Source organism: Corynebacterium phocae (genome assembly GCF_008693075.1).
GTDB classification, from domain to species: Bacteria; Actinomycetota; Actinomycetes; order Mycobacteriales; family Mycobacteriaceae; genus Corynebacterium; species Corynebacterium phocae.
On sequence record NZ_VXKJ01000048.1, the window covers coordinates 22,497 to 36,396 of the forward strand.

The following is a 13,900-nucleotide window of genomic DNA, read 5'->3' on the forward strand; positions in this document are numbered from 1 at the left end:
CGCGCGGCCGCCGCTGCGCGTGGAAAGGAAACATTTATGAAACTCTCTCGCTCAGCTATCGCACTGCTGGCGCTGACCAGCACCGCCTTTGCCACCATTACGGTTCCCTCCGCTACCGCCCGCCCCGTCATGGGAAACCAGGTTGCTGCTTTTGAGCAGCACCAGAAAGTTGGCGTCCAAGCCATCACCGTTGTGGACCACGACTCCGTGTTTCCCGGCAGCCAGTTCAAGGTGAAGGTTCTCTTCGCGCAAGACCCTGATCCCCGCAATTTTGCTAATGTCACCAAAGGTGTATATCCAAAGGCCGCCGGCGTGGGCATGGATAAGGCGCTTTGGGACGCCATTGACCATGACTCCGCCACGGTAAAGCAGTACGCCACCGCCGCTGAGGTCAAGGCAAACTTCACCGAAAAGGAGCTTGCCCAGCTCCCCGCCCCCATCCGGTCCGCGATTGACAATGACTCGTGGCAGCTGAAGGACCGCAACCGCCAGGATCTAAGCAAAGTGGCGTTTGAGGACTACTTTGGCTGGAAATACGCCGTGGTTGCGGATCCTAACTACACCTCGGACGATGACGGGCTGGGCACAGACGGCCTCATCGCGCTGGAATTTACCTTCCAGGTAGGCAATGACCTGAACGCGCAGGACGGTTTGCACGTGGGGGCTGATTTCTACGCTCCTACTTCGGGCGGAATCATCCGCGGGGATGGCGGCAATTGGAAAAATCAGCTTGCTCCAGTCACGGTAAAGGTGCGCAAAGAGGCTGACGTTGAGATGCTCACCCGGGCCGGGGACTACAAGGTTGGTGACAAGGTCACGCTTACCGCACGCGTGACGCCTAGCCAGTACCAAGGCAACGTGACCTTCAATGTGGGTGGGCAAATCATCAACGCCACGATCAACAACCAGACCGCCACAGCGGAGTACACGATGACTGAGGAGACGGTCAACGTCCGCGCCCAAATCACCGGCAATGATGAGTTCAGCGGCGCTATCTCTGATTATGTCCGCCTGGCGCCTAAGGCCACTGAGGTACCCACTCCGTCTAGTGCGCCGAAGCCCAGCCCGGATGCCCCGGCCCCCGAGCCTTCGCCTGCTCCCGCGCCTTCACCCGCCCCCAGCAACCCGCAGACCAGCGAGCCCGAGACTAGCAAGCCTCAGACTAGCGCGCCCGAGACTAGCAAGCCCTCCACCCCACCGCCCGCAGCGGATGAGCCGGAATCCAGCTCCGTTAAGGATTACTGGTGGGCCATCGTGCTTGGCATCTTGGGCTTGTTGGGCATTGCCGGTGGCCATGCTTGGATCAACGGGCTAATTCCGGGTCTTCCCCGGCCGTAGGACCGCCGCTAGCGCGCAGTGCTAGCTAGGCGAGTCCCGCTCCCGCGGGCGTTCCTCCCCTAGCAAGTGCCCGTTTGCTCCCCGTCTGTAGCTTCAATGGAAGCTGACAGGCGGGGAGCTTTTTGGTAGTGCCTAGCGCGACGGCTGGGCGGGGTCGGGCACTGCGGTATCCATCCAGCGGGTCAATGAGGGAATTTTTTTCTTGAGTTTAGGGGCGGGTAGGCCCGGAGGGCAGGGAAAGCGTTAAAACCCGGAGATTCATAAACCCTTAGTGACAGATAATCTCTTAAGCCCAGGTTGCTGGCAGTGGCGTGAGAAAAAGGGAAGTCTCAATCTTATTCAAGACGGGCCGGGCGGGATATATCGCCAGAATGCGCAGCCCCCTCACTAGGCAATTCCCGGGAAGTGAGATATTTTCTATAGCGTGAACGATTATTAAACGGGGTGCGGACATAGTAAGTTAATACCAAGTTTAGAAAGATTGTGACACTGCTCAACCCCATGGCACCTTTTCACTAAGGTCACAGTGAAACCTTCTTGATAGACCGCTTTAACCCCCAGTGGCTTTGGCTACACCGGTGGCTTAAAGGCTGTGTACGTTTCACAATTATTGGAGACTACTAATGTTCAAATATCTCATAAAGAAGGCAGCAGGTTGGACGCTCATCGTCTTTTTAGCCACCAACCTGACTTTCTTCTTGGCGTCGGCATTCCTTGACCCACGCTCGAACTATCTGGGCCGGCGTCCACCCATGACCCCGGACCAGATCAACACTCTCTTGGAGCCTTACCACCTGAGCCCAGAGACACCCATCCTTGAACGTTGGTGGTCCTGGTTCACCGGAATTATGCTGCACTGGGACTGGGGCTATTCCCCCACCGGTGCCTCCGTTAATGATGAGATTGGCTTCCGCATCTGGGTATCCGCGCAGCTGATGCTGGTGGCTACCCTGCTGACAATCGTCCTAGGCGTGTCCGTGGGCGTCTACACAGCCTCCCGGCAGTACCAGCGCGGCGACCGCATCTGGCAGGCACTGTCCATTATCTCGATGAACATCCACATCGTGGTGGCATCCATCATCGTGGTGGCCGCCGCCATCAAGATCAACGACCTGGCGGGCACCCGCGTGCTTTACGTTACCGGCGCTTCCAGCCCGGACGTGCACGGGTTCTTCCCCAAGCTCATTGACTATGCGCAGCACCTCATCCTGCCCACCGTGGCCCTGGTGGTTATCGGCTACGCCGGCTACCACTTCATGCAGCGCTCCTTGCTGCTGGATAACATCAACGCTGATTACGTCCGCACCGCGCGCGCCAAAGGCTTGACCAAGAGCCAGGCCATTCGCAAGCACGCGCTGCGCACGTCAATTATCCCCGTGGCCACCTCCGTGGCCTTCGCCGTGCCCGGTATCTTTACCGGTGCCGTCCTGACGGAGAAGATCTTTGCCTGGAACGGCATGGGCGTTTACTTCGTTGAGACCATGGCAAAAAATGACATCCATGGAGCTGTTGCCGTGGCGGCGTTCGGTGCCGCACTGACCGGCTTCTCCGCAATTTTGGCCGACATCGTTGTCGTGGCCCTTGATCCTCGAGTCCGGGTGAGCTAAAAATGACTGAACTAGATCCAGTAAAAGACCCCGCAAACCAGGGCAAGACCGTACCCGTTGGCAACCGCCGGGCCGTGGTGCCCATGGAAAAGGATGAAACTGAGGTCGTGCTCAGCTCCGCTGATGACGCGGTGGCGCAGGCTGAACCAGAGTCTCCAGAGTTGGTGCGCGGCACCAACCGCCTGACCCTCTACAAGCGCCGGTTTATGCGCAATAAGGGCGCTGTAATCGGGCTTTTCATTTTCATCTTGTTGGTGGCTTTCGCCGTGTTCGGTGGCTACCTGGCCAAGTGGGATTTCACCGAGCCTGACTTCCTTAACTTATCCACCCCGCCTTCCTCCGAGCACTGGTTTGGTACCACCGATGGCGGCCATGACTTGTTCGCACAGGCCTCGCACGGCCTGGGGCGCTCGCTTATCATCGGCGTGTCCGTGGCCTTTTCTACGACGGTGATCTCTGCGATCATCGGCGCCGGGGCGGCCCTTCTGGGCGGTTGGGTGGAAAAGACCATCTTGACGCTCATCCACTTCCTGCTGGCCGTTCCCAGCTTCCTTATCCTGGCACTGCTGGTTTCTGACTCCGGCGGTGACTGGAAGATGTTGATCGTGGTCATGATCGCGTTTGGCTGGATGTACGCCGCCCGCGTCATCTGGTCGCTGTCACTGTCCATCCGCGAGAACGACTTCGTGCGCGCCGCGCGCTACATGGGTGTGTCCCGCACCAAGACCATCGTGCGCCACATGCTGCCCAACATCAGCTCGTTGCTGGTCATCCAGTTCGTGCTGGGCACCATTGCCACCGTCATGGGTGAGACCGGCCTGTCCTTCCTGGGCCTGGGCGTGAAACTTCCCGATGTCTCCTTGGGCACGCTCCTTTCCGGCGGCACCGCCACGCTGATTACCGCCCCCTGGCAGTTCTACGTACCCGCTGCCATCTTGACCCTGTTGACCGTCTCTCTTGCACTTATTGCCGATGGCCTGCGCGACGCCATCGACCCCAACTCGAAGTCCGGAGGAAAAGCATGATTTCGCACAACTCCCCCACCCCAGGTTTCACAGAGCCCGAAAAGCCCACCGGGGACCCGGTCCTGCAGGTACGTGACCTCAACGTCTCCTTCCCCTCCGAGGCCGGGTCTGTGAGCGCGGTGCGCGGCGTGGACTTTGACCTCTACCCCGGCCGTACGCTGGGCATTGTGGGTGAATCCGGCTCCGGAAAGTCCGTGACGTCCCTGTCCATCATGGGACTGCTCCCGGAATACGCCAACATCACCGGCTCGGTGAAGTTTCAGGGCGAAGAACTAGTGGGCAAGACCGACGCCCAGATGTCTAAGATCCGCGGCAAGGGAATTGGCATGATCTTCCAGGATCCCCTCTCCGCCCTGACCCCGGTCTTCGATATCGGCTATCAGCTGGTGGAGGCCCTGCAAGCCCACCAGCGGATTTCTAAGAAGGACGCGCTCAAGCGTGCCATCGAACTGCTTGACCTGGTGGGAATCAAGGAGCCGCACCTGCGCGTGAAGTCCTTCCCGCATGAGTTTTCCGGCGGTATGCGCCAGCGCGTGGTCATTGCCCTGGCTATTGCCAACAACCCGCGCGTGTTGATTGCGGATGAGCCCACCACGGCGCTGGACGTGACCATCCAGGCACAGATCCTCGATGTTGTGAAGCTCGCACAGCGCGAAACCGGTGCTGCCACCATCATGATCACCCACGACATGGGCGTGGTTGCAGAAACTGCCGATGACGTCCTGGTGATGTACGCCGGCCGCCCCGTGGAAAAGGGCGGGGTGTTCGAGGTATTCGACAAACCGCGCATGCCCTACACCGTGGGCCTTTTGGGCTCCACCCCACGCCCGGACGTACCTTCATCCGAGCCGCTCACCCCCATTGAGGGCAACCCGCCCATACTGGTTAACTTGAAAGACCAGTGCCAGTTTGCCGCCCGCTGCCCCGTTGCCATTGATAAGTGCCTGGAAGTAGAGCCCCGGCTCACGCCGCTTCCGGAGCTCGATGACCACGAGGCCGCGTGCATCCGCTCGCATGAGATCTACGACGGCATGATTGGCGGGGAAAAGATGTACAAGGTTCCGCCGCTGAGCGAAGACGTGCTGGCCGATATCCCGCGCAATGAACGCCGGGTGACCCTCAGCGTGAAGGACCTCCGCAAGGAGTTCCCGCTCACCAAGGGCGCGCTGGTCAAACGCAAGGTGGGTACCGTCAAAGCCGTGGACGGGATTTCCTTTGATATCCACCAGGGCGAGTGCATGGCGATTGTGGGCGAGTGCATGGCGATTGTGGGCGAGTCCGGTTGTGGCAAGACCACCACGTTGCTGGAGATTATGGATCTCAAGCCCAAAGACGGCAAGATTGTTCTCAACGGCCGCGACGCTTCCGAGATGTCCAACAAGGAGCGCCGGGACGCCCGCAAGCAGGTCCAGATTGTGTTCCAGGACCCCATGAGCTCACTCAACCCGCGTCTCACGGTGAAAGAAGTGATCGCGGAGCCGCTGCAGTCTTTGGGCTACGACGGTGATGTTGACCGCAGGGTGCAGGATTTGATGGAGCTGGTGGGTCTGGACACCTCCCAGATTGACCGCTTCCCCGGGCACTTCTCCGGCGGCCAGCGCCAGCGTATTGGCCTGGCCCGCGCCCTGGCTACCAACCCCGATGTCATTGTGCTCGACGAGCCAGTCTCCGCACTGGACGTGTCCATCCAGGCAGGTGTCATCAACCTACTGGAAGACCTGAAGCGCAAGCTGGGGCTTTCTTACCTGTTCGTGGCGCACGATCTTTCGGTGGTCCGCCACCTGTCTGACCGTGTGGCCGTGATGTACAAGGGTTCCTTCGTGGAAGAAGGTGAGGTTGATGAGATCTTTGACAACCCCCAGCACGAATACACCAAGAAGCTACTCAGCGCTATCCCTATCCCCGACCCCACGGTGGCCAGGCGCTAAGCCTGACGCTTGTGAACGCAGAGCTCGCGCCAGCGCTCGTGGGCTCGGTTCACTCCCCTTCCGTGTGCGGGAGGGCTCTCCCCCGGGCTGGAAACCCCTAAAAGTTTCCCCAGTCCTGCGGAGAGTCTTTCCTCACTGGGAAGCAAAGACTCTTGAAAATCCCCAGCAACTTCCGCGTTGCTGCGGTATTCTCAGGTAAACACTCGAGGGCCGGTTCATTAACTTTTCACGAACTACCCGAAATCTACTCAAGGAGAACTTCTGATGAAAAAGAACTTCCGCATTGCCACCATGGCAGCTCTCTCCGTGGCCGCTCTTTCTCTGAGCGCCTGCGGCGAAAGCGCTGAGACCGGCTCCAACTCCAACGCCTCCTCTAGCGAGAACGGGGAAAACACCGGCAACGGCGCTTTTGAAATCAAGCCCGCCGGCTCCTACAACGAGCTGGACCGCGACCAGGTCCAAGACGGCGGTGAGCTGGTCCTTCCCACCACCGAAATCTCTGAGCAGCAGAACGCCTTCCACGGCAACATGACCGCTTACACCCGCTCCATCTGGCGCATGTACAACCCCCAGATCGCCCTCTTCGACGGTGACGGCACCTACCACGCCAACCCCGCCTACATCGAAAGCATTGATGAGGAAGAGGTTGACGGCAACCTGGTTGTGAAGTTCAACATCGTTGAAGAAGCTAAGTTCAACGACGGCACCCCCATTGACTGGACCGCCTTTGAGACCACCTGGAAGATGAACAACGGTGAGGATGAGGAACTGGTTCCCAACTCCACCGACGGCTACGAGCGCATTCTTAGCGTAGAAAAGGGTGACAGCGACAAGCAGGCTGTTATCACCTTCGACGGTGCCTACCCCTGGTGGCAGGGCCTGTTCAACGTTGTCTTGCACCCGGCAGTAAATGACGCCGCCACCTTCAACGAGGCTTATGTCAATGAGGTCCACCCTGAGTGGGGTGCCGGCCCGTTCACCATCGATGAATTTGATACCCAGAGCGGTACCGTTAGCTTCAAGCGCAACGACAAGTGGTGGGGCGAGCCAGCCAAGCTGGACAAGGTTACCTACCGCGTCATGGAGTCCCAGGCCACCATCAACGCCTTCCAGAACGGCGAAGTTGACGTAGCGGGCGTTGGCACCAAGGACAACCTGGCAAAGGCCCTGAGCATGGGCGACAAGATTGACATCCGCGCGGCTGCTAGCCCCTCCAACTCGCTCATCGTCCTTAACTCCCAGGCACCCAAGCTGGGCGACAAAGAGGTACGTGAGGCAATTGTCAAGGGTATTGACCGCAAGCAGATCGCTGAGATCCGTTTCAACGGCCTGGACTACTCCGAGGATCTCCCTGGTTCTTTGACCCTGTACTCCTTCCAGCCTGGCTATGAGGACAACTTTGCCGGCGTCGGTTCCTTCGACGCTGAAGAGTCCAAGGCCATCCTGGAAGAGGCCGGCTGGGTAGAAGGCGCCGACGGCATCCGTGAAAAGGACGGGGAAAAACTCTCCATCCGCTACACCCTGCTTGGCGACTCCCCGCTGTCCAAGGCCTTTGCCTCCGCACTGCAGAAGATGATGCGCGACATTGGCGTTGAGCTCAACATCCAGGAACGTCCTTCCTCCGACTTCTCCAAGGTCATGTCCGAAAAGGACTTCGACCTGTTCTTCATGGGCTTCAGCTCCTCCGACCCATTCGGTGTAGCTTACTTTGGCCAGACCTGGAAGTCTGACTCCGAGCTCAACAAGTCCGGCACCGGCAACGCCGAGCTGGACGCCAAGATTGAGGAGCTGCAGAAGCTGCCCACCGCTGATGAGCAGATCGCAGAAGCCAACAAGCTGGAGAAGGAAGCCTTTGCCGAGTACGGCCTGATTCCTATGTACAACGGTCCTTCCATCGTTGGCGTCAAGGACGGCCTGGCCAACTTCGGTGCCCTGGCCTTCGCCGAGCTCCCAGTTGAGAACATCGGCTGGGCAAAGTAACCCCCTAATCCCCCTTAAGTCCGCCTTCTTGGGCTAGACTGCGAAATCCCCACCCCTGGTTTTAATAGCCTACCGGGTGGGGTTTCGAGATTAGTACCCCGGGCGCTCTACCCGATAGCGTCGAGGATCAAAACGAAAAAGCCAACCCCCGGATCCGTGAAAAGATTTGGACACCGGTAGCCGGGAACCTTGGCTCCGGACGTACCATCATAACCCTCCCCAACCGCGAGTCGGAGCAGGGCTACGACTTCGACTTGCTCAACCACGAATGGGTACTAGAAGATATGGAGCGGCTCAAAGTGGTCCGCCGTCCGGGAAAACCAGGGCAAAACGAACGGATGCCCCAAGCCCGGCTGGTCCCGATCCGTAAGAAAGAGACACTACGGACGCTAGTTGTTGAGAAGAGAAAGTAAAGCTAAAATTAGTCTCCAGTGACCGAAACTCCAGGTCAACAAGTGCCTTCCCCGCATGAGCGGGGATGATCCCCTTGTTGAGTACGCGGGTCGGCTGTGCTACCGGCCTTCCCCGCATGAGCGGGGATGATCCCCATGGTGCAATCAAAATCATCAGAAAGTTCCGGCCTTCCCCGCATGAGCGGGGATGATCCCTACTGGTTTATGTTCCTGGCCTGCCAGAATAGGCCTTCCCCGCATGAGCGGGGATGATCCCGCTGGCGCAGCTGCGTGACGTGGCCGCGCTCTGCCTTCCCCGCATGAGCGGGGATGATCCCCCGTATCTTGACGGATACTTTCACTGTTCAGTGCCTTCCCCGCATGAGCGGGGATGATCCCAAAATGCTTAACTCCGGCGAACTCGCCGGGTTGCCTTCCCCGCATGAGCGGGGATGATCCCGTTGTCGAACACTGACGCGTAAGCCACGATTTCGCCTTCCCCGCATGAGCGGGGATGATCCCCAGCAAAACCAGCAGGGCGTGTTTTATCGTTCGCCTTCCCCGCATGAGCGGGGATGATCCGTCATCAAGGTTTCCGAGGTTCACTGCCATTTTGCCTTCCCCGCATGAGCGGGGATGATCCCCCCAGGTGTCTGCCAGTAGCGCTAGATACATCGCCTTCCCCGCATGAGCGGGGATGATCCCTCCAGTGACGCCCTGAACCTGAAGAAGGTTCTGCCTTCCCCGCATGAGCGGGGATGATCCCTAGGCCAAAAGGCTTTCTTTCCTAATCCATCTGCCTTCCCCGCATGAGCGGGGATGATCCCTCCGCGCTGGTGTTCGCCCCGGCGGTGTGGTGGCCTTCCCCGCATGAGCGGGGATGATCCCGCGCTTGCCAAGTGGGTGCGCTGGGGCCGTAGGCCTTCCCCGCATGAGCGGGGATGATCCTGACCTTTACGGTTAGAACCCTCTACTTGCGTCGCCTTCCCCGCATGAGCGGGGATGATCCCCCCAGCAGCAGGTGGCTCACCCAACCCCCAGGGCCTTCCCCGCATGAGCGGGGATGATCCCTCTCGGACGCCCGCGACCGCGCCCGCGCCAAGGCCTTCCCCGCATGAGCGGGGATGATCCCTCATGCAGGCGGTCCTCTAGGTCCTGCCAGCTCGCCTTCCCCGCATGAGCGGGGATGATCCCCCATCAGGAACACCTACTCATTGAGGGACGGTGCCTTCCCCGCATGAGCGGGGATGATCCCCAGTCATCGAACTGCGCTGCGCCCGACAGAGTGCCTTCCCCGCATGAGCGGGGATGATCCCCTCCCGAAAGCCCCCGACCATCAGCCGCTGGGGCCTTCCCCGCATGAGCGGGGATGATCCCACCATGGACTTCGCGTTCGAGCGCAACTCCGTGCCTTCCCCGCATGAGCGGGGATGATCCCAGTCAGTCCAACCAGTGGGAAGACGGAGAAGGGCCTTCCCCGCATGAGCGGGGATGATCCCCCCACGGCCGGCTCGCCATCGAACCGAGGATCGCCTTCCCCGCATGAGCGGGGATGATCCTGATTAACGCGGCTGGCACTGTTAGTGTCCAGGGCCTTCCCCGCATGAGCGGGGATGATCCCTTGTAGAGCGTATTCCTGGTCACTCCCAAGTAGCCTTCCCCGCATGAGCGGGGATGATCCCAGCTTGAATTATCATAGAAATCTATAGAAATCGCCTTCCCCGCATGAGCGGGGATGATCCTGGTGTCAAGCATTGGCTGGATACCAAAAGTAAGCCTTCCCCGCATGAGCGGGGATGATCCCCAGGCCACCACCTACTGCGCCTCTATAAAGGCGCCTTCCCCGCATGAGCGGGGATGATCCCGGGTTGTAGCGCACGTATGGTTTCACCGCGCCGCCTTCCCCGCATGAGCGGGGATGATCCCAATCAGTACTTTGCTGGTGGGCCGTTCCAGGGGCCTTCCCCGCATGAGCGGGGATGATCCTGGTGTCAAGCATTGGCTGGATACCAAAAGTAAGCCTTCCCCGCATGAGCGGGGATGATCCCATCGTCCATGGATAGACGGGCTGCAATGGTGTGCCTTCCCCGCATGAGCGGGGATGATCCCTCCTGCGAATTCTCCACAGTGTCAGTCAAGGCGCCTTCCCCGCATGAGCGGGGATGATCCCTCCGCGATGAACTCCGGATCGGAGTCCACCAGGCCTTCCCCGCATGAGCGGGGATGATCCCAGAAAGGCCCTAAAATGGTCACTCTCATCAAGGCCTTCCCCGCATGAGCGGGGATGATCCTTGCGCTGGTTCACCCGCACGCGATCCCAGTTGGCCTTCCCCGCATGAGCGGGGATGATCCCATCACTTCGTCATCACCGTTCTGGTAGTCGATGCCTTCCCCGCATGAGCGGGGATGATCCCTTGCTATCCATAGTCCGATAAGCAAAAGACATGCCTTCCCCGCATGAGCGGGGATGATCCCTCTTGCAGCTTGCTGGCACGCTCCTCGAACTTGCCTTCCCCGCATGAGCGGGGATGATCCTCACCTCACATCACGCACAGCAACCCAGGTGACGCCTTCCCCGCATGAGCGGGGATGATCCCAATGAGGGTCACAAATCCAAGTGAGGCTTTATGCCTTCCCCGCATGAGCGGGGATGATCCCTCATCACGCGCCTCGGGGCTGTTGAGAATGTAGCCTTCCCCGCATGAGCGGGGATGATCCACGACCTGGTGTGGGAGACGTGTGCCTGTAGTCGCCTTCCCCGCATGAGCGGGGATGATCCCATTAGGAAGTGGAAACGCCGTCACGCTGCTGCGCCTTCCTCGCATGAGCGGGGATGATCCCGTGTTGTGGGTAGGAATAAAGCCATACCCAGAGCCTTCCCCGCATGAGCGGGGATGATCCCAACGGGTGTGTGAGCTGACGGCGAATGTTCGGGCCTTCCCCGCATGAGCGGGGATGATCCCAAGGCTGACGCCCTTGATACCCAGGAACAAGAGCCTTCCCCGCATGAGCGGGGATGATCCCGAGGTTCGCTGAGGAGATGAAAGATGAGATCCGCCTTCCCCGCATGAGCGGGGATGATCCCTCCATTGGGTCGATCTCAGTTAAGCGTAGCAGGCCTTCCCCGCATGAGCGGGGATGATCCCCGGCTGGATACTCTGGCCTGGAGCGCTGCGGAGCCTTCCCCGCATGAGCGGGGATGATCCCTGGCTGAACAAGAAAAATGGGACGAGCTGGCTGCCTTCCCCGCATGAGCGGGGATGATCCCCTTTTCTCGTCTCTACCGCCAATCTGTTATGAGCCTTCCCCGCATGAGCGGGGATGATCCCTATGGAGAGTTGGCTGAGTGGTCGAAAGCACTGCCTTCCCCGCATGAGCGGGGATGATCCCTCGACCAGAAGAAGGACCAATCATGACCACTAGCCTTCCCCGCATGAGCGGGGATGATCCCACACCCCCTGGTGCGCCCCCGGGGACTCGAACGCCTTCCCCGCATGAGCGGGGATGATCCTCGTGAACGCTACTACCACCAGGTGGCGCGTCAGCCTTCCCCGCATGAGCGGGGATGATCCCTTCACCTCCGTCAGCAGCTTTGGCACCAACCAGCCTTCCCCGCATGAGCGGGGATGATCCCCTCATTGGCCTTATCGTGACCGCCCTTGCAGCGCCTTCCCCGCATGAGCGGGGATGATCCCCGGGGCCCTGCTCGTAGAAATGGCGGCGCACGGCCTTCCCCGCATGAGCGGGGATGATCCCACTCTCACCACTCCGGGGTTTTACCCGGTGCTGCCTTCCCCGCATGAGCGGGGATGATCCCTGGGGCTCAATGCTATCCAGTCGTTGCAGCAGGCCTTCCCCGCATGAGCGGGGATGATCCCTCCCGCGATGGCGGTGGTGGCCAGCAGCAGTCGCCTTCCCCGCATGAGCGGGGATGATCCTCAGCAGCCCGTAGAGGGCTACGCCTACTAGGAGCCTTCCCCGCATGAGCGGGGATGATCCCTCCTGCGAGTTCTCCACAGTGTCAATCAGGGCGCCTTCCCCGCATGAGCGGGGATGATCCCAGTTGACCGCGCCCACGGGTTACCAACCCTCAGCCTTCCCCGCATGAGCGGGGATGATCCCCGACCACCATTAATCGCGGCCAGCAGTGGCAGGCCTTCCCCGCATGAGCGGGGATGATCCCGTGGAGATGGGGGGTGGTCGTGGTAATGGTCAGCCTTCCCCGCATGAGCGGGGATGATCCCACCTCGTTTCTTCTGTCATCTTGATAGTCCGTGCCTTCCCCGCATGAGCGGGGATGATCCTTCTGGTTTAGGCCTGTGACCTGCGCAAACGAAGCCTTCCCCGCATGAGCGGGGATGATCCCTAGCAGCAGCCGTTTCAATAATACTCATCGTGGCCTTCCCCGCATGAGCGGGGATGATCCCCGCGCTAAGCGAGTTCCGTACCGGCGCGTGCAAGCCTTCCCCGCATGAGCGGGGATGATCCCTACTGGTTTATGTTCCTGGCCTGCCAGAATAGGCCTTCCCCGCATGAGCGGGGATGATCCCCAGCGTGCGGTTAATCACGTCCGGCTCAAGTTGCCTTCCCCGCATGAGCGGGGATGATCCCCTCACCCTGCGCAAGGCCATTAGTGGCCCCAAGCCTTCCCCGCATGAGCGGGGATGATCCCCACTCGGACAAGCCGCGATTGCGCTACTCTCCGCCTTCCCCACATGAGCGGGGATGATCCCCGTCCGTAGATGGGGTTGCGACTTGTAGAGCTGCCTTCCCCGCATGAGCGGGGATGATCCTGAGGTGGCAAGGTGTCGTTCTTAGACTGCTTTGCCTTCCCCGCATGAGCGGGGATGATCCCCACGGACTTGCATAGCAACGCGCCCATCAAACGCCTTCCCCGCATGAGCGGGGATGATCCCAGGCCACCGCCTACGACAGGCCACCGGGGAGCGCCTTCCCCGCATGAGCGGGGATGATCCCCTCTGCGGACTGGATCTGGGACATGGCCTCGGGCCTTCCCGACGCCCCCGACCTCAACGCCGACGCCTGCTGCCAGGTGGCCCACGCCATCGGCGTCCACCCGCTGGAGGCGGAATTCGATTACTTCACCGCAGTTGATGACAACGCCCCGGAGGACAACGCCGGCGCTGGCATGATTGGTACTATCGAGTACAACGCTTCGACTCTCTACCGCTACGCCACCATTAACGTGCCGGCGCTCATTGAGTCGCTAGGCTCTGTCGATGCCGCCGCGAAGGCCGTCGCCGCCTTCGCTGAGTCCTTTGCAGTCTCTATGCCAACCGGTAAGCAAAACACCTTCGCGAACCGCACCCGGCCAGAATTCTTCGCAGCTTCAATCCGAACTGACCAGCCGGTTAACCTTGTCGGCGCTTTCGAAGACGCTGTGAACTCCCGCGGCAGCCGTGTGGCTGAGTCAGTCTCGCGTCTGGTCGATCACTCACTGGACTCTGACAAAGCGTATGGTGCTTCCGAACCTGCCCAAAGCTACTACCTGGCAACAGGCAACGCTTCTAGGGCCGAGCGGCTGGACGAGTTTGGCGACGTACATACGCTGCCCGAAATCATTGAAATTCTCGAGGCTGCAGTCCAAAGTTCCGGCAAAGAGAACTAGT

The 13,900-nt window shown here is 60.1% G+C and carries 6 protein-coding genes and 1 CRISPR repeat array; all 6 genes read left to right on the top strand.

The window, feature by feature from the left end; all coding sequences use genetic code 11:
* Positions 1–36 precede the first annotated feature (36 nt).
* The 6 genes from F4V58_RS09890 (at position 37) to F4V58_RS09915 (ending at position 13,899) form a co-directional block, all read left to right on the top strand.
* The gene (locus F4V58_RS09890; RefSeq protein ID WP_075735587.1) at positions 37–1,338 is read left to right on the top strand and encodes an Ig-like domain repeat protein; all 1,302 of its coding nucleotides are present in this window, start codon (positions 37–39) and stop codon (positions 1,336–1,338) included.
* 623 nt (positions 1,339–1,961) lie between these two features.
* On the top strand, positions 1,962–2,945 hold the full coding sequence (locus F4V58_RS09895; protein ID WP_075735589.1) for an ABC transporter permease: 984 nt from the start codon (positions 1,962–1,964) through the stop codon (positions 2,943–2,945).
* 2 nt (positions 2,946–2,947) lie between these two features.
* The gene (locus F4V58_RS09900; RefSeq protein ID WP_084559762.1) at positions 2,948–3,970 is read left to right on the top strand and encodes an ABC transporter permease; all 1,023 of its coding nucleotides are present in this window, start codon (positions 2,948–2,950) and stop codon (positions 3,968–3,970) included.
* The gene (locus F4V58_RS09905; RefSeq protein WP_075735591.1) at positions 3,967–5,898 is read left to right on the top strand and encodes a dipeptide ABC transporter ATP-binding protein; all 1,932 of its coding nucleotides are present in this window, start codon (positions 3,967–3,969) and stop codon (positions 5,896–5,898) included. The genes F4V58_RS09900 and F4V58_RS09905 overlap by 4 nt, the downstream gene beginning before the upstream one ends.
* Positions 5,899–6,162: 264 nt before the next feature.
* Positions 6,163–7,878: an ABC transporter family substrate-binding protein gene (locus F4V58_RS09910; protein WP_075735593.1), complete on the top strand. Its 1,716-nt coding sequence runs from the start codon at positions 6,163–6,165 to the stop codon at positions 7,876–7,878.
* Between the two features lie 457 nt (positions 7,879–8,335).
* Positions 8,336–13,247: direct repeats of the CRISPR family, unit length 29 nt; unit sequence GCCTTCCCCGCATGAGCGGGGATGATCCC.
* Positions 13,248–13,269: 22 nt separating this feature from the next.
* Positions 13,270–13,899: a type I-E CRISPR-associated protein Cas7/Cse4/CasC gene (locus F4V58_RS09915; RefSeq protein ID WP_075735595.1), complete on the top strand. Its 630-nt coding sequence runs from the start codon at positions 13,270–13,272 to the stop codon at positions 13,897–13,899.
* Position 13,900: the final 1 nt, after the last annotated feature.

Excerpts from the sequence above, each read along its gene's own strand:
- F4V58_RS09895 (WP_075735589.1), top strand. The coding sequence starts at position 1,962 with ATGTTCAAATATCTCATAAAGAAGGCAGCAGGTTGGACGCTCATCGTC.
- F4V58_RS09890 (WP_075735587.1), top strand. The coding sequence starts at position 37 with ATGAAACTCTCTCGCTCAGCTATCGCACTGCTGGCGCTGACCAGCACC.
- F4V58_RS09915 (WP_075735595.1), top strand. The coding sequence starts at position 13,270 with ATGGCCTCGGGCCTTCCCGACGCCCCCGACCTCAACGCCGACGCCTGC.
- F4V58_RS09905 (WP_075735591.1), top strand. The coding sequence starts at position 3,967 with ATGATTTCGCACAACTCCCCCACCCCAGGTTTCACAGAGCCCGAAAAG.
- F4V58_RS09900 (WP_084559762.1), top strand. The coding sequence starts at position 2,948 with ATGACTGAACTAGATCCAGTAAAAGACCCCGCAAACCAGGGCAAGACC.
- F4V58_RS09910 (WP_075735593.1), top strand. The coding sequence starts at position 6,163 with ATGAAAAAGAACTTCCGCATTGCCACCATGGCAGCTCTCTCCGTGGCC.